General features: G+C 64.8%; 16 protein-coding genes and 1 CRISPR repeat array. Of the genes, 5 read left to right on the plus strand and 11 right to left on the minus strand.

Going from position 1 to position 25,157, the window contains the following annotated elements; genetic code table 11:
* Positions 1–28 precede the first annotated feature (28 nt).
* From AC07YZ_RS04490 to AC07YZ_RS04510, 5 genes are all read left to right on the plus strand, one after another.
* Positions 29–1,168, plus strand: a complete 1,140-nt coding sequence (locus AC07YZ_RS04490; RefSeq protein ID WP_494793860.1) for an aromatic ring-hydroxylating oxygenase subunit alpha — start codon at positions 29–31, stop codon at positions 1,166–1,168.
* A 109-nt stretch (positions 1,169–1,277) separates the two neighbouring features.
* Positions 1,278–2,168 carry a DMT family transporter gene (locus AC07YZ_RS04495; protein ID WP_494793861.1) on the plus strand — a complete coding sequence of 297 codons (891 nt, stop codon included), beginning with the start codon at positions 1,278–1,280 and terminating at the stop codon, positions 2,166–2,168.
* Between the two features lie 84 nt (positions 2,169–2,252).
* A complete protein-coding gene (locus tag AC07YZ_RS04500; RefSeq protein ID WP_494794033.1) occupies positions 2,253–3,128 on the plus strand; it encodes a sulfurtransferase in 876 nt (291 codons plus the stop codon).
* An 84-nt stretch (positions 3,129–3,212) separates the two neighbouring features.
* Positions 3,213–5,801 carry a PAS domain S-box protein gene (locus AC07YZ_RS04505; protein ID WP_494793862.1) on the plus strand — a complete coding sequence of 863 codons (2,589 nt, stop codon included), beginning with the start codon at positions 3,213–3,215 and terminating at the stop codon, positions 5,799–5,801.
* Between the two features lie 13 nt (positions 5,802–5,814).
* Positions 5,815–8,388 (plus strand): PAS domain-containing sensor histidine kinase, encoded by a 2,574-nt coding sequence (locus AC07YZ_RS04510; RefSeq protein WP_494793863.1) that lies wholly within the window; start codon positions 5,815–5,817, stop codon positions 8,386–8,388.
* A gap of 13 nt (positions 8,389–8,401) precedes the next feature.
* On the opposite strand, the gene AC07YZ_RS04515 is transcribed toward AC07YZ_RS04510, so the two are convergent.
* The 11 genes from AC07YZ_RS04515 to AC07YZ_RS04565 all read right to left on the minus strand — a co-directional run bounded on the left by AC07YZ_RS04515 (position 8,402) and on the right by AC07YZ_RS04565 (position 25,122).
* Positions 8,402–9,277 (minus strand): ZIP family metal transporter, encoded by an 876-nt coding sequence (locus AC07YZ_RS04515; protein ID WP_226492589.1) that lies wholly within the window; start codon positions 9,275–9,277, stop codon positions 8,402–8,404.
* 108 nt (positions 9,278–9,385) lie between these two features.
* A complete protein-coding gene (locus tag AC07YZ_RS04520) occupies positions 9,386–10,285 on the minus strand; it encodes a dienelactone hydrolase family protein (protein ID WP_494793864.1) in 900 nt (299 codons plus the stop codon).
* Positions 10,286–10,447: 162 nt separating this feature from the next.
* A CRISPR array of direct repeats spans positions 10,448–14,668; the repeat unit is 36 nt; unit sequence GTTTCAATCCGCGCCCGTCATCACTGACGGGCGAGC.
* 215 nt (positions 14,669–14,883) lie between these two features.
* On the minus strand, positions 14,884–15,174 hold the full coding sequence (gene cas2, locus AC07YZ_RS04525; protein WP_494793865.1) for a CRISPR-associated endonuclease Cas2: 291 nt from the start codon (positions 15,172–15,174) through the stop codon (positions 14,884–14,886).
* A 14-nt stretch (positions 15,175–15,188) separates the two neighbouring features.
* Positions 15,189–16,235, minus strand: a complete 1,047-nt coding sequence (gene cas1c / locus AC07YZ_RS04530; RefSeq protein WP_494793866.1) for a type I-C CRISPR-associated endonuclease Cas1c — start codon at positions 16,233–16,235, stop codon at positions 15,189–15,191.
* 9 nt (positions 16,236–16,244) lie between these two features.
* Complete coding sequence (cas4, locus tag AC07YZ_RS04535) at positions 16,245–16,904, minus strand: CRISPR-associated protein Cas4 (RefSeq protein ID WP_494793867.1); 660 nt, start codon at positions 16,902–16,904, stop codon at positions 16,245–16,247.
* A complete protein-coding gene (gene cas7c / locus AC07YZ_RS04540; protein ID WP_494793868.1) occupies positions 16,901–17,848 on the minus strand; it encodes a type I-C CRISPR-associated protein Cas7/Csd2 in 948 nt (315 codons plus the stop codon). Before cas7c ends, cas4 begins: the two co-directional genes overlap by 4 nt.
* A 23-nt stretch (positions 17,849–17,871) precedes the next feature.
* A complete protein-coding gene (cas8c, locus tag AC07YZ_RS04545; protein ID WP_494793869.1) occupies positions 17,872–19,680 on the minus strand; it encodes a type I-C CRISPR-associated protein Cas8c/Csd1 in 1,809 nt (602 codons plus the stop codon).
* A complete protein-coding gene (cas5c, locus tag AC07YZ_RS04550) occupies positions 19,677–20,363 on the minus strand; it encodes a type I-C CRISPR-associated protein Cas5c (protein WP_494793870.1) in 687 nt (228 codons plus the stop codon). The genes cas8c and cas5c overlap by 4 nt, the downstream gene beginning before the upstream one ends.
* Positions 20,364–20,387: 24 nt before the next feature.
* On the minus strand, positions 20,388–22,772 hold the full coding sequence (locus AC07YZ_RS04555; RefSeq protein WP_494793871.1) for a CRISPR-associated endonuclease Cas3'': 2,385 nt from the start codon (positions 22,770–22,772) through the stop codon (positions 20,388–20,390).
* A gap of 77 nt (positions 22,773–22,849) precedes the next feature.
* Positions 22,850–23,845: a helix-turn-helix transcriptional regulator gene (locus AC07YZ_RS04560; RefSeq protein ID WP_494793872.1), complete on the minus strand. Its 996-nt coding sequence runs from the start codon at positions 23,843–23,845 to the stop codon at positions 22,850–22,852.
* 173 nt (positions 23,846–24,018) lie between these two features.
* On the minus strand, positions 24,019–25,122 hold the full coding sequence (locus AC07YZ_RS04565) for a PDDEXK nuclease domain-containing protein (RefSeq protein ID WP_494793873.1): 1,104 nt from the start codon (positions 25,120–25,122) through the stop codon (positions 24,019–24,021).
* Positions 25,123–25,157: the final 35 nt, after the last annotated feature.

Below are 25,157 nucleotides of genomic sequence, written 5' to 3' on the forward strand. Positions count from 1 at the left end.
TAGGGGGAGTCTCTAGGTCAAGACCTCCATGTCTGATTTAAGTCTTCAACTCCAGCAGGCCAGAAGCCAACTCCCGGTTTCCAGCTATTTCGACCAGGCGCTGTACCAGCGCGAACTGGAAACCCTCTTCCAGCGAGGTCCCCGCTATGTGGGACACGAACTCGCGGTTCCCAACCGAGGCGACTACCACGCCCTGCCCCAGGAAGCGGGTGGCCGGGCACTGGTGCGCACCGACGCCGGCGTGGAACTGGTGTCCAACATCTGCCGCCACCGCCAGGCCATCATGCTCAAGGGCCGCGGCAATCTGGGTGACAACCGCAGCGGCAGCGCCGGGGGCAACATCGTCTGCCCGCTGCACCGCTGGACCTACAGCGGCGGCCAGGGCGGCAAGGCCGGCGGCCTGCTGGGGGCGCCGCATTTCGAGCACGACCCCTGCCTGGACCTGAACAACTACCCGCTGCGCTCCTGGAACGGCCTGCTGTTCGAGGACAACGGGCGCGACATCGAGGCCGACCTGGCGAACATGGGCCCGCGCGCGGCGCTCAATTTCGAGGGCATGGTGCTGGACCACGTCGAGCTGCACGAATGCAACTACAACTGGAAGACCTTCATCGAGGTCTATCTGGAGGACTACCACGTCGTCCCGTTCCACCCCGGCCTGGGCGGCTTCGTCACCTGTGACGACCTGCGCTGGGAATTCAAGCCCGAGTACTCGGTGCAGACCGTGGGCGCGGCCAACCTGCTGGGCAAGGCCGGCAGCCCGGTGTACCAGCGCTGGCAGCAACAGCTCATGCGGTACCGCAACGGCGCGGCGCCCGAACACGGCGCGATCTGGCTGACCTACTACCCCCACATCATGGTGGAGTGGTACCCGCATGTGCTGACCGTCTCCACCCTGCACCCGGTCAGCGTGGACAAGACGCTCAACATGGTGGAGTTCTATTACCCCGAGGAAATCGCCGCCTTCGAGCGCGAATTCGTCGAGGCCCAGCAGGCGGCCTACATGGAAACCTGCATCGAGGACGACGAGATCGGCGAGCGCATGGACGCAGGCCGCAAGGCGCTGCTGCTGCGCGGCGACAACGAGGTCGGCCCCTACCAAAGCCCGATGGAAGACGGCATGCAGCATTTCCACGAGTGGTACAGGTCGCGGATGCGAACGGAGTGAGCATCCGCGCGCGTTCGTCCCAGGCCACCGCGGAGCGGGCTTTGCCCGGCCGCCAGTGGCGCCCCCCTGGGGGGGTGACGCCGCAGGCGGCGCAGGGGGGAGCCTCCTGATGCAAGCCCTGTGGATGCTGCTGGCCTCGCTGCTGTTCGCCTCCATGGGGGTCTGCATCAAATTCGCGTCGGTGCACTTCAACAGCTTCGAGATCGTCTGCTACCGGGGCATGGTGGGGGTGGTCTTCCTGATCGGCCTGACCCGCCTGCGCGGCGTCTCGCTGCGCACCCAGGTGCCCATGATGCACGTCTGGCGCAGCGTGGTGGGGGTGATCTCGCTCACCGCCTGGTTCTACGCCATCGCCGCGCTGCCCCTGGCCACGGCCATGACGCTGAACTACATGAGCAGCGTCTGGATCGCCACCTTCCTGCTCGGCGGCGCGCTGCTGACGCAGGGCCGCAACGCACCCATCAAACAACAGGGTCCGCTGTTCCTGGCGGTGCTCGCCGGCTTCGGCGGAGTGGCCATGATGCTGCGCCCCACGCTGGCCCCGGACCAGGTGCTCGGCGCCCTGGTCGGGCTGCTCTCGGGTCTCTTCGCGGCCTTCGCCTACCTGCAGGTGACGGCGCTCTCGCGCCTGGGCGAGCCCGAGAGCCGCACGGTGTTCTATTTCTCCATCGGCGCGGTGCTCGCGGGCGCGCTGGGCATGGTGTTCACCGGGGTGAGCGCCTGGCACTGGCCCAGCGCGCTGTGGCTGCTGCCGATTGGCCTGCTCGCGGTGCTCGGGCAGCTGTGCATGACGCGCGCCTACGCCAGCGGCGCCACCCTGGTGGTGGCCAACCTGCAGTACTCGGGCATCGTCTTCGCGGGCCTGTACAGCCTGACCGTGTTCGGCGACCGGCTGCCGCTGATCGGCTGGCTGGGCATGGGGCTGATCATCGTCAGCGGCATCACCGCCACCGTGCTGCGTACGCGCGCGGTGCCCAACGCCCCCGCAGAAGAACACTGAGGCCGTGAAACCCTGCACGCCGCGGCAGGGATGCAGCGCCCTGGTGGCATCGTCAAGACCGTGCGGCTGCCGCACAATGGCCCGATGCATTCCACCCTGATCTCCGCCCCCGAACTTCAACACCTGATGGACAGCGGCGCGCCGCTGCGCATCTACGACTGCAGCTTCGACCTGATGGACCCGCAGGCCGGCCGCGCGCAATACGAAACCCGCCACATCGCGGGCGCCATCCACGCCGACCTGGACATCCACCTGAGCGACAAGGCCAGTCCCGACCGCGCCAGCGGCGGGCGCCACCCCCTGCCCTCGCGCGAGCGCCTGGCCGGCTGGCTGGGCCGCACCGGCCTCGCGCCTGGCGCGCAGGTGGTGGTCTACGACCGCCAGGGCGCCAACTACTGTGGCCGCCTGTGGTGGATGCTCAAGTGGTGCGGCCACGAGGCGGTGGCCGTGCTCGACGGCGGCCTGCAGGCCTGGCTGGAAGCCGGCGGCGCCACAGACAGCGGCCCCGGCCCGGCGCTGCTCGACGAGGCCACGCCCTACCCGCTGGGCCCGGCCCGGGTGGGCACCGCCACCACCGGCGAGATCGCCGCGCGCATCGGCGACGCCGACCTGACCCTGATCGACGCGCGGGCCAGCGCCCGTTTCCGGGGCGAGGTCGAACCCCTCGACCCCGTCGCCGGCCACATCCCGGGCGCCCTGAACCGGCCGTTCAGCGAAAACCTGGGGCCCGATGGCCGGTTCAAACCCGCGGAGCAACTGCGCGCCGAGTTCCGCGCACTGCTCGGCCAGCGCGACCCCGCCACGGTGGTGCACCACTGCGGCAGCGGCGTCAGCGCCATTCCCAACCTGCTGGCCATGGAGGTGGCGGGCCTGGGCACGGCCCGGCTCTACCCGGGCAGCTGGAGCGAGTGGTGCAACACGCCCGGCGTGCCCTGCGCCCGCAGTCAAGTCCCGGCCTGATCGGCCGATACAACAGGGGTCCGACGGCGCCCGCTTGGAACCTGAACCCAGGCCCCACTGCGGCGCCCCCACCCGAGCCGACCCGTGCCCCACCCCAGCCCATCGCACCCCACCGACGCCGACAGCGCGTCCCGACCGGTCACCCTGCAGAGAATCTCGCTGCTGATCGGCGCGGTCGCCACCCTGGTCACGCCGCTGGTCTACCTGAACACGTCCTATCCGCAGCAAGTCATCGCACCGGCCCTGATCGCCCTCACCGGGTGGGGCGCCCTGCTCATGCTGCGCCGCGGCTACACGCGCTACGTCGCGCACGTGCTGGTGTTCTCGGTGCTTTTCGCGGCGGTCTTCGCGGTGTTGGCCTACGGCTCCGTGCGCACGGCCGGGGTGGTGTTGTTCGTGGCCGCGGTGGCGGGCGCGGGCATCTTCCTCGGGCGCGCCGCCCTGGTGGGTTCGGTGGCCTTCAGCGTGGCGGCGCTCGGGCTGCTGAGCTACGCGGAAACGCAGGGCTGGCTGCACCCGGCCGGCTTCGACGTGGGCATCAGCGTCTGGCTCACCCACTCGGCCACGCTGGTGCTGGTGGGCATCATGGTGTTCTACAGCCGCATGCGCGCGCGCCAGGCCTTCGACCGGCAGATGCAGGAGCTGGAACTGCGCAGGCGCACCGAGCAGGAACGCGACCGCAGCCTGGAGCGCTTCGCCCTCATCTTCAGCACCAACCCCAGCCCCATGATCGCCCAGTCAGCCCGCACCGGCATGATTCTGGACGTGAACCCCGCGTTCGAGCGCTGCTACGGCTACACCCGCGAACAGGTCCTGGGTCGCACCGATCACTTCCTCTGGGGCGCCCCGGCCGAGCGTGAAGTCCATGCGCAGCGCCTGTTCGCGCTGCGCCGCGTGACGGAACAGCCCGTCACCGGGTTGCGGGCCGACGGCAGCACCTTCGATGCACTGATTTCCTCGGAGCTGGGCAACGATGCCGAGGACCGGCTGATCATCACCACGGTGGCCGACATCAGCCGGCAGGCCCAGGCGACCGAGCGCCTGCGCCGCTCCGAGGAGCGCTTCGCCAAGGCCTTCAACTTCAGCCCCCTGAACATGGCCATCACCCGCCTCTCGGACGGCACCTACCTGGAAGTCAACGTGTCCCGCGAAAGCCTGCAGGGCTACCGCGGCGACGAACTCAAGGGCCGGACATCGCTGGAAACCGGCGCCTGGTCCAGCGCCGCAGAGCGCGCCGCGTTCGTGGAGCGGCTGCGCCGCGAAGAGCACGTGCATGGGCACGATATCCGCGTGCGGCGCAAGGACGGCAGCATGGCCGATGCCCGGCTCTGGGCCGAGCTCATCGAGATCGACGGCGAGGAATGCATGCTGTCTTGCACGGTGGACACCAGCGCGGAAAAACAGCGCGAGGCGCAGTTGCTCTACATCGCGCGGGGCGTGTCGGGCCACACCGGAGAAGCCTTCTTCAGCGAGCTCACCCGCTACATGGCCCAGGCGCTGGGGGCCGACATGGTCATCGTGGGCGAACTGGCCCCGCAGCGGCGGGTGCGCACGCTCGCGGTCTCGCGCGATGGCATCGAAGGCGCCGGTTTCAGCTTCGACATTGACCACGTGCCCTGCGGCCAGGCGATCGACCAGCCCGGCCTGGTGGTCTACCCCAGCGACCTCGCCCGGCATTTCCCCCACTACGTCCCGCTGGTGCGGGCCGGCTTTCAGGCCTATGTGGGCCAGTCGCTGCGCGACGCCGACGACACGCCCATCGGCGTCATCAACGCGCTGTGGACCCGCCCCATCGAGATGAAACCCGAGATCGAAGCGCTGTTTTCCATCTTTGCCAGCCGCGCCGGGGCCGAACTGGTGCGCCTGCGCCGCGAGCGCGAGATCCAGCGCCTGAACGAAACGCTGGAGCAGCGGGTGAGCGAACGCACCGCCGAGCTGAAAAAGCTCAACGCCGAGCTCGACTCGTTCGCCTACTCCGTGTCGCACGACCTGAAGTCCCCCCTGCGGGCCATCGACGGCTTCACGCAGTTGCTCACGGAGCAGCTGCACGACCGCCTGAAACCCGACGAACAACAGCTGCTCCAGCGCGTGCTCGCCTCCACCCGGCGCATGGGTCAGTTGATCGCCGACCTGCTGGCCCTGGCGCGCATCAGCCAGAGCACGCTCAAACGCGAGCTGGTGGACCTGAGCGACATGGCGCACTGCATCCTGGAGTTCGAGCGCAGCCGGCAGCCCCAACGCAGCATCCACTGGCACATCGAACCCGAGCTCCACTGCCAGTGCGACGCCCGGCTGGTGCGCATCGCGCTGGAGAACCTGCTGGGCAACGCCGTCAAATATTCGCGCGACCAGGCCGACGCCCGGATCACCTTCGGCCGCCTGCCCGGCTACGGGCCGTCGGCGCCAGCCTTCTTCGTGAGCGACAACGGCACGGGCTTCAACATGGCCTACGCGGACAAGCTGTTCAAACCCTTCCAGCGCCTGCACATGCCCAGCGAGTTCGAGGGCGCCGGCATCGGCCTGGCCACGGTGCGCCGCATCGTGGAACGCCACGGCGGCAACATCAGCGGCTCGGCCGCGCCGGGCCAGGGCGCGGTGTTCCACTTCACGCTGGCGGCCGGCACCGGGCCGGTGGGCGCGCCCCCACCGCCAGTCCCCTCCCCCACCGCGTAACCACTGCCCCCTCATGGAAGACTCCACCTTGACCGACGATCCGCTGGCCCCGGGACAGACGGGCGTGATCGAACGCCACCAGGAGCAGGCGGTGCGCGCGCTGCTGCTGACCCTGTGTCTGGCCGCGCCGGCGATCGCGGCCGCCGTGTTCCTGCGCGACGGTGCCTCCCGCGTGGTCGTGGTGATCGCGCTGCTGTCCGTCGTTCTCTGGACGCTGTGGCTGCCGTTTCGCCAAGGCCGGATACGGCTGGTGGCCCATGCGCTGATCGGTTTCATGCTGCTGGGCACCACGCTGGCCACGGCGCTCGATGGCAGCGTTCGCAGCAGCGCCGTGACCGCCATGGTGGCGACCGTGGTGCTGGCCGGCAGCTTCCTGCCGCGCCGCGGCATGATCGCCGTGGGCCTCTACTGCACCATTGTGCTGGGCCTGTTCAACTGGCTGGAGCAGCGCGGCGTGTTCGTGCCCAGCGCCATGCGGATGGGCTGGGCGGTCTGGCTGGTGCAAACGTCCGTGATCGCCACCATTCTGGTGAGCGTGTTCTTCGGGCGCCACCGCCTGATGAAAGCCTACCGCCGCCTGGCACACAGCCTGAACCAGACCCTGGAGGCCGAAGCCGATCTGCGCGCCAGCGAAGAGCGTTTCAGGGCCCTGTTCCGGGGCAACCCCGCCGCCTGCCTGGTGCAGTCCCTCAGCGACCGCCTGGTGGTCGACGTCAACGATGCCTATGCCGACATGAGCGGCTTCAGCCGGCAGGAAATGATCGGACAGCACCCCCCTCTGCTCTGGGCCGACCCCGCCGAGAGCGAGGTCTTCCGCGCGCAGCTCAAGGCCCATGGCCGTGTGCGCGGCATGCGGGCCCTCGGGCGGCGGCGCGACGCCAGCCTGTTCGAAGCCCTGCTGTACGCCGAGGTGCTGCACAACGGCTCCGAGCGCCTGCTCATCGTGATGGTGATCGACGTGAGCATGGAAGAGCGGGCGCGCCAGGCCCTGAAAAAATCGGAAGAGCGTTTCTCCAAGGCGTTCAACTTCAGCCCGCTGGGCATGACCATCACGCGGCTGTCCGACGGCCGCTACATCGAGGTCAACCCCGCCAGCGAACGTGTGCTGGGCTACAGCCAGGCCGATTGCGCAGGCAAGACCGCGCTGGAAGTCGGCATCTGGCTCTGCCCGGCCGACCGCGACGACTACACCCGGCGGCTGCGCCAGGACGGCCATCTGCTGGGCTACGAAACCCGCATGCGCAACAAGCAGGGCGAGGTGGTGGAGGTGCGGATGTGGGCCGAGTCCATCGAACTCGAAGGCGAACCCTGCGCGCTGACCTTCACGATCAACGTGGCCGAAGAAAAGCGCCAGCGGGCCCTGCTCATGAACGTGGCCCAGGGCGTCTCCTCGGCCACCGGCGAAGCCTTCTTCCTCTCGCTGGCCGAGCGCCTGGCCCAGGCCGTCGGGGCCCATGGGGTGGTGATCGGCGAACTCAGCGCCGACCACAAGCGGCTCGATACCCTCGCCCTGCTGAACGACAGCGAGCTGCTGCCCCACCAGACGCTGAGCCTGGAGCAGACCAGCTACGCGCGCATCCTGCCGCACCAGGACCTTCTGGTGGAAGACATCAGCGCCAGCCCCCTGTGCCAGCACACACCGCCCTTCGACCCGGACCGGGTGCAGACGCTGGCCGGCATGGTCCTGCGCGACCCGGACGGCACCGCCATCGGCCTGCTGGTAGCCACCTGGAGCCACCCGCAGGAGCCGGGCGCCGACACGCGGGCCATGCTCACCATCTTCGCCAGCCGCTGCAACGCCGAGCTGGTGCGGCTGCGGCGCGACCGCGAAATCCGCAAACTGCAGGACACGCTGGAGCAGCGCGTGGCGGCCCGCACCGAACAGCTGCAGTACCTCAACCGCGAGCTCGACGCCTTCGCCTACACCGTCTCGCACGACCTGAAGTCCCCGCTGCGCGCCATCGACGGCTTCATGCACATCCTGCAGGAGCGGATGGCCGGCCGACTGACCCCCGAAGACGAAGACCTGCTGCAACACGTGGCGGGCTCGGTGGCGCGCATGAACCGTCTGATCACCGATCTGCTGGCGCTGGCCCGGGTCAGCCAGGGCACCCTGCAACGCACCGCCGTCAACCTGAGCGCATTGGCGCAGGACGTGCTGCGCCAGGAGTGCCACCGCGACCCGGGGCGCGAAGTGGAAGTGGTGATCGCCCCGGGCATGGTGGCCGACTGCGACCCCCGCATGGCGCAGATCGTGCTGGAAAACCTGCTCGGCAACGCCTGGAAATACACCCGCCAGCAGCCCCGGCCGCGCATCGAGCTGTCACAACAGCTCGACACCCCACCCGGCGAAGCCCCCGTGTTTTGCGTGCGCGACAACGGCGCCGGGTTCGAGATGTCACGCTCCGAGCGCCTGTTCCAGCCCTTCACCCGGCTGCACTCGCCCCGCGAGTTCGAAGGCAGCGGCATCGGTCTGGCCACCGTGCGCCGCATCATCGAGCGCCACGGCGGCCACATCCGCGGCGAAGGCACGGTGGGCCGGGGCGCGTGCTTCTGGTTTTCCTTTGGGCGCCAGGCGGTGGACTGAACGGCAGGTGTTTCTAGTGGCCGTGCGCCAGCCCGCTGACCAGCATCACCAGCCCGATGCCTGCGAGCAGCCAGGCCACCTGAGCCGCCGTTTCCCGCAGGCCCAGGCGCTTCTGCAGCTGCGGGATCAGGTCGGCCAGCGCCACGTAGATGAAGCTGCTGGACGCCACCACCAGGAAATACGGCAGGAAGTCTTCCAGCCGCGACAGCAGGAAATACCCCACCAGCCCACCCAGCGCCGTGACCGTGCCCGCCAGCGACACCTTCACCAGCGCCGCGCGCTGCGTGCCCGACGTCAGCCGCAGCACCACCAGATCGCCAATGTGGTGCGGCACCTCGTGGGCCAGCACCGCCAGCGCCGTGACCACGCCCAGCCGCATGTCGGCCATGAAGGCCGACGCGATCAGGATGCCGTCGCCCAGCGCGTGCACGCTGTCGCCCGCGAGCACCGCCCAGCCACCCGCGCGCGGCTCGTGGTGGTGATGCTGGCGGCCGGCGTGCGCCGCCGCACCGGCAGGAGAGTGGTCGTGGTCGTGGTCGTGGTCGTGCTGCGCATGGCCCGGCGCGGCGCCGTGCCCGGAACCCTCACCGAGGTCGTGGTGGTGCTCATGGTGGTGCTCGTGGCCGTGGTGCCAGAGTTCGGCCTTGTCGAGCAGGAAAAAGAACACCAGGCCCGCCAGCAGCGTGGCAAACAGCTCCTGGGCGCTGGCCTGGCTCTCGAACGCCTCGGGCAGCAGGTGCATGAAAGCGGTGGCCATGAGCGCGCCCGCGGCCAGACTGAGCATGTGCTGGGTGTAGCGCGCCAGCATGGAAAAGCCCAGAAAGGCCGCCAGCCAGACACTGCCCACACCCGCGGCCACGGTTCCGATCAGGATCGCTATCAGGATCATCTTGTTCTGCTCAGCTCACAAAAACGGTGCGCCGCGCGAGCCTGCGGGGCGCACCCATAGAAAAAGGGCCGCTGGTCAGCGGCCCTCGTCATCTTCTCACGCCGGGTTTCAGGCCACGCCGTGCTGCTTGAACCAGGCCGTGGCGCGCTTCCAGCCGTCTTCGGCCGGCTCCTTGCGGAAACTCGGCCGGTAGTCGGCGTGGAACGCGTGGGGCGCGTCCGGGTACACCACAAAAGTCGAGGCCTTGGCCGCCGCGTTCCCCGCTGCCAGTGCGGCCTTCATCTTATCAATCGTGTCAAGGGGAATGCCCGTGTCGGCCCCGCCGTACAGCCCCAGCACCGGGCCGTGCAGCCCAGCGGCCACGTCCACCGGGTGTTTCGGGCTCAGCTCGCTGGCCTGCCCCACCAGCCGGCCGTACCAGGCCACACCGGCCTTGACCTCCGGGTTGTGCGCCGCATAGAGCCAGACATGGCGCCCGCCCCAGCAGAAGCCGGTGACACCCAGTTTGCGGGTGTCGCCGCCGTTGGCCGCCGCCCATTTCACCGCCGCGTCCAGATCGCCCATCACCTGTGCGTCGGGCACCTTGGACACCACCTCGGCGATCAGCTTGTTGATCTCGCCGTAGCTCTGCGCGTCACCCTGGCGCACGAACAGCTCGGGCGCGATCGCCAGATACCCCGCCTGGGCAAAGCGCCGCGCCGTGTCGGCAATGTATTCGTGCACACCAAAAATCTCGGACAGCACCAGCACCACCGGCAAGCCCGTCTTGCCCGCGGGCGCCGCCCGGTAGGCCGGCATCTTGAAGCCGTTCACATCGATCGTCACCTCACCCGCCGTCAGGCCGTCGGCGGGCGTTTTCACCGCCGTCTGCGCCATGATGGGCAGGGCCGCAGCGGCGTAGCCCACGCCCAGGGCGGCCTTGAGGGCCGTGCGCCGCGTGGCGCCAAGTTCGGTGGACTGGCCCGGCAGCAAGGCCTGGAGGTCCTGGGTCTGGTTGTCGTTGAGCATCGCGCATCTCCTTGGGTTGTTGGGGAATGGGTCGGAGTCTGACATTGGGACGAAGTTCTTGCTCCGCCCAAGCACAAATCCCAATACCCGCGCGGAACCATTGCCTGCGGCAGGAATGCCGGGTCCGGCGAGCCAACAACTGGCGTGATCCTTGACAGTTCCGTTTCAATCCGCGCCTGTCATTGATGACGGATGAGCCCGGAAAACCTCACAAGTTCACGATCTCCGCCCATGTTTCAATCCGCACCCGTCATCACTGACGGGCGAGCCAGCAGCAAGTTGTCCACCGCCACGGCGGCACCGGGTTTCAATCCGCACCCGCCATCGCTGACGGGCGAGCAGGGTTCGCCTGGCACTACAAGCAATACGCGCGCGTTTCAATCCGCGCCCGTCATCACTGACGGGCGAGCCGGGTCTGCTCACTGCTGCCGACAAAGCGGACATCGTTTCAATCCGCGCCCGTCATCACTGACGGGCGAGCACCCCGCGCAACACATCCCGCTGACCGAGCACAAGTTTCAATCCGCGCCCGTCATCACTGACGGGCGAGCGATCGCGCTGGGAGATGCGGTGATGGTCTACGAAGTTTCAATCCGCGCCCGTCATCACTGACGGGCGAGCCGCCCACCTTCTTGGTGTCGGCCGCGACCTTGGGTTTCAATCCGCGCCCGTCATCACTGACGGGCGAGCCCCTGGTCGCGGGCGAGGTCACCTATGAGAGCTTGGTTTCAATCCGCGCCCGTCATCACTGACGGGCGAGCCGGCGAGGCCAGCGTCAAGGGATTGCTGGCCGATGTTTCAATCCGCGCCCGTCATCACTGACGGGCGAGCCCACCGCGAATTCAGCGGTGTCCAGGAACAGGGCGTTTCAATCCGCGCCCGTCATCACTGACGGGCGAGCTCGGCACCGGCGCCCACGGTCATGGCGCACGCGAGGTTTCAATCCGCGCCCGTCATCACTGACGGGCGAGCGGGCTTTTTTCATTGGTGTCGTCCTCTGGTGGGTCGTTTCAATCCGCGCCCGTCATCACTGACGGGCGAGCGCTGCGGCTGCTGCGCTTACTTCAGCACGCGGATGTTTCAATCCGCGCCCGTCATCACTGACGGGCGAGCACGACGGCGTGCCACTGGCGTACCGCACCGCGTCCGTTTCAATCCGCGCCCGTCATCACTGACGGGCGAGCGTCGGTATTCATGCGGCCTCTGGGGTGTTTGTCTCGTTTCAATCCGCGCCCGTCATCACTGACGGGCGAGCGCCGCTTCGTCGATCTGTGGCCAGGACAGATCCAGGTTTCAATCCGCGCCCGTCATCACTGACGGGCGAGCGCGCGTCTCAGCGGCGGTGTTCGACGACCCGCAGGGTTTCAATCCGCGCCCGTCATCACTGACGGGCGAGCAAGCCGGGCAACAACCCTACACATCGTGTCACCTGTTTCAATCCGCGCCCGTCATCACTGACGGGCGAGCCGTCGGCCCGGCGGTCGCCTTCGGAGCTGCTGTCGTTTCAATCCGCGCCCGTCATCACTGACGGGCGAGCGCGCTTGACGATCTGTTCCTGCTCGCCCACGTCGCGGTTTCAATCCGCGCCCGTCATCACTGACGGGCGAGCGTGGCTCAAGCACCTGCCCCTGCAGATCACCTTCGTTTCAATCCGCGCCCGTCATCACTGACGGGCGAGCTGTCGGCCATGCTCGGTGTCATCGCATTCGTGAGGTTTCAATCCGCGCCCGTCATCACTGACGGGCGAGCCGGGTTTCTTGGCATCGGGTGAGGTCACGGGATGGTTTCAATCCGCGCCCGTCATCACTGACGGGCGAGCCGCGATCCTGTTGCTCAAAGGCGTAGACCGCACGGTTTCAATCCGCGCCCGTCATCACTGACGGGCGAGCCTGCAGAGCGCGAGAAGCTACGCAGGCTGCGCGATGTTTCAATCCGCGCCCGTCATCACTGACGGGCGAGCCTCCAGCGGCTCATCTTGCAGGGCCTTGATCCAGGTTTCAATCCGCGCCCGTCATCACTGACGGGCGAGCAGCCCGCGCCCGTGGTGCCCACGCCGCTGGGACGGTTTCAATCCGCGCCCGTCATCACTGACGGGCGAGCTGGCTTAACGTGGATGGAGGCGGACTTGTAGTCCTTGTTTCAATCCGCGCCCGTCATCACTGACGGGCGAGCTTCGTCGCCCCACCAGCCGTCGCCGCAATCGACGATGTTTCAATCCGCGCCCGTCATCACTGACGGGCGAGCGCGCTTGACGACGAGGGTGATGGCGATGGTTGGCTGTTTCAATCCGCGCCCGTCATCACTGACGGGCGAGCGTGATGGTGTCGATTCGCATGGTTTTACCTTGATGTTTCAATCCGCGCCCGTCATCACTGACGGGCGAGCTCGATCAGCTCGACGCAAAGGTGATCGATAAGGACGTTTCAATCCGCGCCCGTCATCACTGACGGGCGAGCTCGGCAAAGGTTCGCTTGCTGCCGTCCTCATCCAGGTTTCAATCCGCGCCCGTCATCACTGACGGGCGAGCGGTCGAATGCCACCAGCTTGAACGCGCCGTCGGCGTTTCAATCCGCGCCCGTCATCACTGACGGGCGAGCGTACGCGATCATGCAGACCAACATCACCCAGGTGTTTCAATCCGCGCCCGTCATCACTGACGGGCGAGCCCAAGCAGGGCAAAGCCTGACAACACATCCCCGGGTTTCAATCCGCGCCCGTCATCACTGACGGGCGAGCAATCCTGGCCGATAACGGCTCCCCGTTGTCCGACCTGTTTCAATCCGCGCCCGTCATCACTGACGGGCGAGCGCGACGACCTGCGCCTGGGCGATTGGCTGTGCAGTGTTTCAATCCGCGCCCGTCATCACTGACGGGCGAGCGCCGTAGCCGCCGATACGAACGCGTTCCTGGGTGCGGTTTCAATCCGCGCCCGTCATCACTGACGGGCGAGCGCGTCACGTCAATGGAGCCGTCCTGCGCTTCGCGGTTTCAATCCGCGCCCGTCATCACTGACGGGCGAGCGGCGAGTTCAGCGGCTTCATGGGAACTGGCTCCAAGTTTCAATCCGCGCCCGTCATCACTGACGGGCGAGCCCTGCACCTCACTGACCTGCTCTTCCTCGTACAGCTCGTTTCAATCCGCGCCCGTCATCACTGACGGGCGAGCGGTGGTGGGCCAGAAGCACATGCTCAGGTCGGGGTTTCAATCCGCGCCCGTCATCACTGACGGGCGAGCCGCGGCCAGCGCCGCGGGCGAGTTCATCCGCGTGCTGTTTCAATCCGCGCCCGTCATCACTGACGGGCGAGCGGCCCCCGCCCGCAAGCCGCCCACGCCGGTGCTCGTTTCAATCCGCGCCCGTCATCACTGACGGGCGAGCCGCCGCGCCCCTGCTGCACTTCGTCTTTGCCGGCATGTTTCAATCCGCGCCCGTCATCACTGACGGGCGAGCCAGCGCGGCGCAGATCTCTGGCGGGGCTTACTGGCAGTTTCAATCCGCGCCCGTCATCACTGACGGGCGAGCCCCGTAACCGTCTTGCTGTGTGCCGCGCAGGGTGTCGTTTCAATCCGCGCCCGTCATCACTGACGGGCGAGCCCACCGTAACGCCAACCCTTGCAGCCTTGGTGCCCTGGTTTCAATCCGCGCCCGTCATCACTGACGGGCGAGCCTGGTGCAGCAGGTGGCGGCGGCCGGTTTCACCGCGGTTTCAATCCGCGCCCGTCATCACTGACGGGCGAGCCGTGCCGGAGAGCCAGAGGGCGGCGTTCTGCGGGCTGTTTCAATCCGCGCCCGTCATCACTGACGGGCGAGCCCATCGCGAGATGCCACTCCCCCCACTGCTTGAACAGGTTTCAATCCGCGCCCGTCATCACTGACGGGCGAGCCCGGCGGCGAGCTGGGTGAAGTCGACTGTGGCCAGGTTTCAATCCGCGCCCGTCATCACTGACGGGCGAGCCATAGAGCCACTGCACGTTGCGCTTGACCTCAGCAAGTTTCAATCCGCGCCCGTCATCACTGACGGGCGAGCCGCAGGGCGCTGCGGAGTTCGAGGCCGCGCTGAGCGTTTCAATCCGCGCCCGTCATCACTGACGGGCGAGCCGCCGGGCTGGGCTGCATGCGGTCAAGCATGTCCCGGTTTCAATCCGCGCCCGTCATCACTGACGGGCGAGCCGTCGGCGGCATCGAAGAGCTGACGCTGTCGATCGAAGTTTCAATCCGCGCCCGTCATCACTGACGGGCGAGCCGTTGGCGAGTGGGCTCGGCTTCGTCGGTGAGCCAGTTTCAATCCGCGCCCGTCATCACTGACGGGCGAGCCGGCGTGCGGCTTTGGTGCCTGCGCCGTCACGCCGGTTTCAATCCGCGCCCGTCATCACTGACGGGCGAGCCCCTTCGTTCCCAACGACTTGTTTTCTCACCACCATTCCCCCAAGTTGCGCGAACCTGGAAAAGAACGAACGGTTGGATGTGTTCCCTGCTGCGTGCAACGGATGAATTTCCATGCAAGTCAATGGATTGCGAAGGGCGCGAACCTTCAGAGGGCCGTTTCCGGCACTCTGGGTTCGCGTTGCAATCTTAAGCCCCGGTCGGCGCCGGAAGCACCTCACAAGACCAACGGACCATCAAAGTCCACGGCCTTGAACTGGCCATGCTCTCGCACCTCGGCGCCGCGCGTCTCTGGCAACCGATACAGACGAAGGCAGTCCTGCTCGGGATTGATTTCAGACAACAGCCGCCGCTCAAGCTCCTCAAAACCGGCAAGATCCACGCGGCATTCGAACACAGACTTCTGCACCCGCTGGCCGGTGCTCTCGCAGACCTTTGCAACCCGCCTCAGCCTGCGTCTGCCCGCTGTGGTTTCAGTATTCACGTCGTAGCAGACGATGATCAGCACGGCACCCTCCATCCCTACCGCACAAGAAACGGCAGGTACCCACAGACCTGTCCGTTTGCATCTGCCTCCGCGCGTATGGCACGCGCCATCAAACGCGCTTGCACCAGCGGCACCAAACCCAGTGGCAAGGCTTGCGCCAACACCGGATGCTGAACGCTTTCCTGCTTGCGCTCCTGAAACGCCACCACCACCGCTTTTCGCGCATCGATCGTCAGGGACACACCACCGCCTTCACGCGCCAGGAAGTCATCCGCACAAATCTGCCCACGGTTCACCAACGACAGCGCCAAGCGATCCGCGAAGGGCCTGAACTCTTCCATCAGATCCAGCGCCAACGCCGCCCGACCAGGACGCAGCACATGCAAGAACCCCACCTGCGGGTCCAACCCCACCGCCTCCAGTGCGCTGCGGCAATCGTTCATCCACATGGCGTACAAGAACGACAGCAGAGCGTTCATCCGGTCGCGCGGTGGTCGGCGTGTCCGCCCGTCCATAGAAAACTCCGCCCGCAAATCCGCCTTGACCAGCATCGGCTGCCGTTCGAAGTACTGTCTGGCGGCCTCCCCTTCCAGCCCACGAAGCACGTCAAGATCTTTCGCCCCCGGCAGTGCCCGCAGGGTGGCCGCCAGGTCCTGCGCTCCACGTGTCAGCGCGGCCGCATCACTTTCGGCCTTGGCGTCTCGGGCGCCCCGCTGCAGGACTTGGCGCGAATTGCGGACCTTGCCGGCCACGCAAGCACGCGCAAAGTCCAGCGTGAACGCCTCGTTCATCGACTGCGTGTGCTGAGCGCGGCGCAGCAACACATTGCCCGACGTAGCGCCCTCCAGCCGCGCTTTGAATCGCCCGTTCTCATCCAGCAAAACCAGGGCCACCGCCTCCTCGGCCAAGCGATGCATGAGCGGCAAAGACAAGCCCACTCGCCCGAAGCACACGACCGCCTGCAAATGATGCAAGGGCACCCGCAGCCGGGTTTCGTCCTCCACCTGCACGCGCAAGGTGTCGTTGTCCAGGCGCAGATAGCTGTCCTGCGTGTTGACGTAAAGGGTATTGAGCAGGTGCATGGTGTTTGACTATTCCTGTGTGCCCACGTCGGCGTCCGGGTCGTAAAGCGCCCGCGTGGCCCGTTGCAAGACGGTGGCCTGGCCAGCCTCGGGTTGGCACCTATCCCGAAGCGAACAACCACGGCAACGCTGCGTGGCCTGCGCGCCTGTCAATGGAGGAGGCAGTTTTTGCGACTGCAGCATGCCACGCACCGCATCGGCCACTTGCATCACCTGATCGCGCAGGTCTTGATGGATAGGCACCACGCGCCGACGTTTGGAACTGGCGTAATAGATCGCCCCTTCCGGCACGGCGCGACCGAACATCGCCTCCAGGCACAGCGCCTGAGCGGCCAACTGCAAGTCATCGCAAGCCGCAATGTCTGCGGCCTTGTGGCGGCTGCCGTGCTTGTATTCCACCGGGTAGGGTTGCCCTGCCCGGTCGAACTCCACCACATCGGCCTTGCCGATCAGGCCCAGGCCGTCGTGCCACAGCGGCAAGGCATGCTCAACCCGCACCCCCTTGGCCGTTTCCACACCCGGCTGGTCCACCCGCTTGTGGACCGCTTGCCCGCGCAGGGTGTGAACGTTGTCGTCAAAAGCCTGCTCCAGGTGGATCAGGCCGCACTGGCGCGGGCAGTACGCCCAGTGCTGGATGGCGGACAACGCAATGGCGTCGTCGTTGTTCAAACCTTGCGCAACAACGTGACACCAGAGGGCATGGCCGACTCGTCAACAGCAACGTCGTAGTCTGTGAAGCTGCGCGGAACATCGACCTTCTTCGTGGCCTTGATGCGCTCGAACAATGTGTGCGCATGCGCGTTGCCCAACTCGCTATCGTGCTTGAAAACGTAGAGCCCACGTGTGGACATCTCGCCGCGCGCCGCAGAGCGGTCGTGCTCGAACATGTTTTCCAGCGCCTGCCACAACAGTTCGAGATCGTCCTCGCCAAAGCCAGTTTGTTTGGCCAGGAATGAAGAGACAAATCCATGGGCCATGTAGAGCCCGTATGGCACCGTGTGCTTGCGGCCCATGGTGCGGTTGTCGCCCTGCTGCTTCTCGGCCTCGGCCTCGGTGGCCACGGCCATGCGGGTGATGGAATGCTCCAAAGCAACGATGGGGTCAATGGAGCGAGCAAAGGTCAGTTGCACCGGTCCGCGTACCTGCCCTGCGTTGGTCTTGGTGGACATCACCGCACCGAAGGTACGCACGTCGAAGAAGTTCTGGCACATCCACCTGCGAGCCAGATCCACGTCACCCTCGCTTCCCTTGCGTTTTTCCTTACCGCCCTTCTTGGCCTTCTTGTCTTCACCATCAGCGCCCTCCGCTGCATCCTCGGCTGGAGCATCCAGCTTGAGTGCCGAATAAGCCCGCTGGTGCTGCAGGTTCAAGATGGCCTTTTCCCGCACATAGATCTCGCACCGCTTCTCCCCGGCTTCAGGAGCCGTCTCCGTCTGATCGCGCGTGAGCGCAACAAAGTTGCGCACCTTGCGCTTGAGCGCCACGTCCGTCATCAGACCGTGGCCGGTTTCAGCGTCCAAGCGCGGCAGATTGCCTGCATCGGGGTCACCATTGGGATTGCCATCTTTCACATCGAACAGCAGCACGAAGTCGTAGCGATTGGTCAAGTTCATTTCAGTTTCCTCCTGGGGTGGTTTCAGTTTGTGGTTTCGATGGGGGAAGCGCTTTCGACCTGGGTCGAGTCACGCTTGGTAAAGAAGTCTTGGCGCTGGTGGTAGTAGCCGATGGCAAAACGCCCCTGGTCTTGCAGGTTCATGTGCACAGGGAAATCGGTAACGCCCGATAGGATTTCGGCCAACAGCTTTTCGAGGTTCACAACCCGCCCCTTGCTCGGCATCTTGGCAAGGTGGTGGTTTTTCAACCGCATTAACGTCGTGAAAACAGCCACGGGTGTACTGGAGGCAGCGCCGTAATAGCGCTCCCGAATGGTTGCATTCAAACCAGGACTGGCCTCTTCCTGGATTTTTTCCAGCGTGGCAAACAGGCGTCCCAAGCGGTACGCCGTCGATGGATTTTCAGTATCGAGCATGGGTTGAATCTCCCTGGGTTGTGAATCAGAAGTGGCGGTTGAGCGGTTGAGGCAGGCCTTGATGGCCGCCGCACGCATGTAGGTGATCTGCTGTTCTGCGCGGCAGCGTTGGACTGCGGCGTTGAGCCAGGTCGTGGGGTACGGCGCGCCGGTGAAGATGCTGCGAATCAGATCGCCGCCCAAGCTGGGTGGGATGTTGTCGGCCTTGCCTTGCAGGGCTACGGCGGCGAGTAGACGGAACAGGCTTGGGAACTCCGGGTCGTTCGGGCCGCGCACCAGAGAAAGGTCATCGAACCACGCTGCGATGCGCTCAGCGATGACATGCACAGGCGCCGCATGCCAGAACCGAATGGAGATGCGCGCCGCATTGGGTGCCAGCCCCAACACATAGAAAGCGTTCTCACCTCTAGCCCCTGAAAAGCCTCCGCTGTGGATCGCCTCAAGCACTGCTTTGACCTGGAGGGTGTGGGCGTCCGGGTTATCGCCGCCGCCGAGCAAAGCGGCCAACTCGTGCTCCAGGGTGTCCGATTTCTGAGCCCAGAAGACGGTGGAGGCATCGCCTACCTGAACACGTTGCACCGAGTCGCGCGCCAGCAAGGCATTGAGTGCCGTGGTGTAAGCAAAAGCCGCCGCCTGACTGACAGGAGCATTCGCGCCTTGGCTCTTGCCGTAGGAGTTGAACGCATCCAGATTGAACGAAACAATGTTGGCCCCCGATGTCTGTGCACCCCACACACCTTTGATGGCTGTGTGAAGTCGTTCCACAGGGGCGGTTTCGCCTGTAATCAAGCACATGGCATTCAAGCCGTCACCTTCTTCAGGTGCTTCACCGTCTGGTGTGTCAACGGCCAAATGAGGTGCAACGCCCGGTCTTTGACACACCAGCGCCGTGTCATCGATCAGCCGGAACGTCAACACAGGATTCGACGCAGCAATCTCGGCATGGGCCGCAAACCGCGCTACCTGCTCGGCCGGGTTCGTGTCGAGAAAGGCCAAAACACCACGCACCCCGGCATCGCTCTGGACAAGCTCGGGGAGTGTTGATATGCGGTCGCGAAATGCCTGCTGCATTTTTATCAGGCGAGACAGATACTCGGTCTGGCCTTGCTTCGCTTGGGCCGCCTCTAGCTTCTTTGCATCTGGTACGGCCAACACATATTCAGCGTTGTCCCACAGCAAGTTGGCAGCGATACCTGAAGCCCGTTTGACAGAAATTGGCACCAGATAGCTCGTGCCAATTTTCTTTTTCCCAGACACCTGGCGCGCGTCGATGATCGCGTGAAGCTGACCACTTTCGTCCACTTCGAGAATGAAGCCAATTTCCTTTTGCTCCAGTCCAAACGCTGGCAGTCGGCGGTCGGGATCAGCATCAGCCTGGCGACGAAGGTAATAGTCGTAGAGGGCTTGCAGGATCATCCTCGTACCTCCACGCGGCTCAGATCAAGAACGCCCTTTTTCACTTGCGCGCGGAAAAATCGGGGCTGGGGGGTGGGGCCAACGGCGAAATCCATGTCGTAAAGCATCCAGCCCAGATCGGGCGACCAGTCGTCCAGGGCACTCGGCTCTTCCGGCCCAACGCACCAGCCACCGCTGCCATCGCTCACCAAATCAACAGGCCGAAATGCAGCGGCAAATTCGCGGCACCCCAGATAGGGCTGATTCACGCACTGCCCCGCCTCTGCACGGCGGTTGAACATGGCGATGTACTTGTTGGGGTTGGCGCGAGCATCCTCGCCCAGCATTTCCATTTCGGCGTGCAGCCGGTAGGCCACATCGCGTAAAAGCAGACTGGCTCGCTGCTGGCGCTCATCTTCAATGTAGAGCGCCAGTTCACCATGCCCTTCGTTCATGGCGGCCAACGCGTTGCGAGAAGAAGCGACCGCACCCACCTCATTGCGCCGCACGCTGGTCCAGCGCACCGGCCGGAGCACTTCAATGCGGGTGATACGCCATCGGATAGAAGGCTTCCACAAAATAGCCTCGAACACCGCCCGCGCAGCGGACGGTGTGATCAGGTCGTAGGACACCCGCTCAACCTTCATTTCAGGCCGAGTGAAACAGGCGTAGTCGCCTCGCACTTCAAGGCAAAACGGTTTCATTCAAACTCCCTTTCCATCAATCAATTACGAACTGACATAGTTTGCAGGGTCGCCCGGTGCCGAATCGACCTTCGCGCCCATCACAGGGTCATAAAACCCATCCCAGCCCTCGCGCTGTACATACAGGCCAGGACAGGAAGCCACTTCCACGATGTCGCCCATGTCCACCAAGCGCCGTACCTGGTGCTGGTAGATCGTGACGCCGTAACGCTGCAACTTGCGCATCAACCAGCGGGCAGGCCCATCCCGCTCCAACACGCCGATCAACGCATTCACATCGTCGCGCGCGCTGGGACTGCAGTAGCGAACCAGCACCGTAGCGCCGTCCTCTTGATCGATGAGCTTGAACGCATCGGCAGCGGACCGAAACTGAACGGGGAGGCTCATCGCGTTCAGGTCGGGCTCCAGCTTGAGCAGGTCGCAAATCCGCGCTTTGTCTGTTGATGGTGCGTCGTGGTACAGGCGCTTGAAGTAAAGGTCTATGAGGGGCAACGCAAATGGATCCTCTGGAGAGCCTCTCCACACCGCCTTGCAGGTATCGCGCGCCAATGTGAGCAAACCTGGAGGCGCCTTCGTCGGCGGTACAAAGACGTGTACCGCCCCGGGCTCAGGCAATTTGCCTTCGCGGTTGCATCGTCCTGCCGCCTGCGCAATGGAGTCCAGCCCGGCCAAGGCCCGGTACACCACGGGAAAGTCCAGATCCACGCCGGCCTCTACCAGTTGGGTGGAGATCACATGAACGGGCGCCGCACCCCGCCCGGCAGCGAGCACATCGCGCCGCTCTTTCAGCGCACTTTTGATCTCGGCAATGGCGTCACTGCGGTGTTGTGCGCACATGAGTGCTGACAAATGCCAGCACCGCGCACCATCAGTGCGGTCCTTGATCAAACGGTACAACTCAGCTGCATCAGCGCGCCGACTGACGATGGTCAGCGCCGCATCGTGTTGAGCAATTTCGTCTGAGAGTTCTGGCCAACTGCGCGGGGTTTCCAGGCTTGGGGGCAGGTGCACACGAACACGCTCCAGCACGCGGTACAAGGCCGGCACATCGTCAATGATTTCTGTCACCGTACCGAGGGCGCGTCTCAAGCCCCGCTGCGGATCGACACTGGGCGGTGTGTTGAGGGCCGGCTGTGTGGCGGTACACAGCAGCACAGTCACACCAAAGTCCTGCACGAGGTAGCGCAATACATCCACCACGGGCTGCAAGAACTCAACCGGCAGCAGCTGCGCTTCGTCCAGCACGATCACGCTGTCGATCAGGCTGTGCAGCTTTCGACAACGCGAAGTCTTGCGGGCAAAAAGGCTCTCGAACAACTGGACGTTGGTGGTGACTATCAGCGGCGCGTCCCAGTTCTCGCAGGCCAAGCGCGAGCGCGTGGTCTCGTCTTCAGGGTTGGACTCCGCATTGCTGTGGTGCTCGATCACAGCATCCTCACCCAATGCCTTGAAGACCTGACGGAACACGTCGGCGGTCTGTTCAATGATGCTGGTGTAGGGAATGGCGTAGATGACCCGCTGCTTGCCGTGGTGCACCGCGTGCTCCAGCGCAAACGCCAGGCTCGACAGCGTTTTGCCACCACCGGTGGGTACCGTGAGGCTGAAGACGCCCGGCGGCAAACCGGCCTTGGATCGGCATTGCGTCAGTACTTCGGATCGGATTCGGTTGACCGCTGTTTTGGGTTCGCCAAAGGAACCCAGGTAGACGCTCAATTCACTCAACAGCGGACGAAGATCGCTTTCACCTTTGCGCGCCTCGGTCTTGCGACCGTCCATGTAAGCCTCGGTGTCCAGGAAGTCTGCGTCCACCAACGAGGAAAACACCATCCTCACCCACAAGGCGAAGCGACCAGGTGTCAGATTCTTATGCTCATTGGTGATGGCCAGGCCGTTGAGGTCGATGCCGGGCAGCGTTGCATGAAGAATGTCGTTGGCTTGCGGGCGCTCCAAGGCCTCAGACAATTCGCGCTGGGCGTCTTCACCCTCCAAACGGGCTGCAAGACCTGGCCCGTTGCCACCTTCCCAGTTGTCGAGTCCGGCGTGGTGGCCCGCGATCACATATTGGAGCAGCCGCCCGATGATCTTTCCTTGGGCGCCATGGTTCTGCTCAAGGTGCTGAACGGCCCAAAGTGCCCCAGCGGCCGAGTGGGTCTTGTCTCGGTCCGCGATGCGCTCAATGTGTGCATTCACGACACCCGCTTGTCGGATGTAGGCCTGAAAACCGGGCCTGCGCTTGCCCAGGTCGTGCCACAGGCCTGCCAGTCGAACCACGGCTTTGACCGAGTCGGGTGCGAAGCCCGCAGCCAGATTGCCCACGGACCGCAGATGTTCATCAAGCCCATGCGGGGCCTTCCCACTGCCGTCTGGTGGCGAGTGTGCCCAGTCCACGCTGGATGTTTCCGTGATCATGCGCGCCCCTATTTTTGGTGCTTTTTCAGCATTTTGTTACATGAGAGTGGGGATTCTGAACGCACCCCTGTCTCAATTCATGAGACTACCCCCCACCTCACCAAGCCTTCCCGCATTTTTTCCAACACCCGCTGCCGCAAACCCGCTGGCCCCAGCACGTCCACCTCAGGCGTGTGCCGCAAAACATCCATCACCAGTTCGCGATCATCGCTGTAGGGAATCTGCAGCACCCAGTGGCCTTGCGCGTCCCAGTGGCCTTTCTGCTCTGGGTGCCATTGCTCGGCAGCGACCCAACGGGCTCGCTCGGATGTGAACCGCAGGGTGGCCCATTGCACGTCCTTGCCGCTGAAGATGCCGTAGCCCTTGCCCAGGACTTCGTCCAATTCTTCGGTGGCAACGTCTGTGGCGGGCTCGGTCAGCAGCTCGGGCTGGCTGATGGCGTCCAGGCTGAAGCTGCGCAGCTCGTTGCGTTTGTGGCACCAGGCGTCGAGCAGCCAGTTGCTGCGGTAGTAGACAAGGCGTTGGGGCGACACGGTGCGTTCGCTGTGCTCGCCCGTTCCCCGCGCCTGGTATTGCATGGCGAGGCGGCGGCGCTGGCTGAGGGCTTGGCCCACGGTTTCAAAGCTCTGTGGGGGCATTTGGCGTTGCCCCAGGCCGATGACGCGGATGCGCTCGGTCAGTTGATGTTCGGCTGCGGTGTCCAGGCCTGATTGGCGCAGTATCTTCTTGAGCCGTTGTTCCAGGGGCTGCAGGTGGCGCCGCATCAGGTCACCGGGCTGAATCTCCCTTAGCAAATGGTCCAGCGTGAGCAGCGCCAGCACTTCTGAGGGCTTGAACCACAGGCCAGCCATTTCTTCTGGCGCATCTTCTGCATGGTCAGGTGCGCGCCACTGGTAGCACTGGCTGTCGCGGTCCCAATGGATGGGGTGGCCCAGTTCGTCGCGCAGCCATGCCAAGTCACGCATGAGCGTGGCGCGCGAGGCCCGGGTTTCTGAAATCAGTTCAGCGAGCGTGATGCGCCGGCGGGCGCGCAGCAGCTTCGTAACGTGGTGAAGCCGGTCCGTCTTGTTCATGCATCTTCCTCCCTGTGCGGTGGTGGCCTGATGGCCACTCTTTGTTGCCCGCGTTGATGTTGTGATCAGCTTCGCTCAGTGCGCCTTGTCCCGTTTCGGCACCGAGTTCATTGGAGTACCTTCGCCCTTCGGGCTGCGGTGCGCGCTTGCTTGGGAACGGCCCGGCGCTGCGCTCATGCCGCTCCAGCATCGGGCTGGTGCAGCACCACCTGGGCGTTTTCGATCAGTGCCCGGTCACGGGTCAGCTCGGCTTGCAGTTCGGCCACGGTGGGCAGCCAGGGCTGGTAACGGCTGGCAAAGATTTGTTCGCTGCCGGCCAGCAGCGAGTAGCGGGCCACGGCCTCATTACGCTCCGAACACAAGATGAGACCGATGGTGGGGTTGTCGCCCTCCTGGCGAATCTGCTGGTCGAACACGCGCACATACATGTCGAGCTGGCCCACGTCCTGGTGGCTGAGCTTGCCCACTTTGAGTTCGATGAGCACAAAGCATTTGAGGATGTAGTTGTAGAAGACGAGATCAACAAAGGCGTCTTCGTCTTCGATGCGCAGGTGGCGCTGGCGGGCGACGAAGGCGAAGCCTTTGCCGAGTTCCAGCAGGAACTTCTGCAGTTGGTCGAGCAGGCCTTGTTCCACGTCTTTTTCGTACCAGCTGGCCTGGGGTCGACCGTCGAGAAATTCGAGGATGTAGGGGTCGCGGATGAAGTCGCGCGGGTGGGGCGGTGCGTTCTGTTCGATCAGGGTCGCGGCTTCGCTTTTCACAGCTGCCTGGTCTTGGCTGGAGAGCAGGCGTTGGTAATACAGGGTGCTGATCTGGCGGTCCAGCGCGGCCACGCTCCAGGTCTGGCTGACGGCTTCGCGCGCGTACCACTGGCGGGCTGCGGGGTCGGCCACGCGCATGAGCAAGCGAAAGTGTGACCAGCCCAATTCGCTACATGGCGTGTAGCAAATCTCTTCCTGCGTGTAGGTCAGGAAGAACTGCCGGAAATTGCGCAAATTGGGGGCCGAGAATCCTCTGCCGAACTCCTGACCCAGCCTGTCCGCCAGCAGCTGCAGCGTATTGGCTCCGTAGGCGGCACGGTCTTCACCCCCTTGCTCGTGCTCCACGATCAGTTTGCCGACCTGCCAATAGGCCTGCACCATGGTCTGGTTGATGCTGCGTTTGGCTTGTCGGCGTGCCTGCTGGAGCACGTCTTGAATTTGGGCATACAGCGCGTCGGCCGAGTTGTCCACTGGAGCGGCCGCGCGAGGTGTCAAAGTGCTGCCGGGCTTTTTCATGGCAAGGTTCCGCGTTCAAACTTCAAATGACTAGC

Source organism: Hydrogenophaga sp. GW101-3F08, assembly GCF_059424585.1.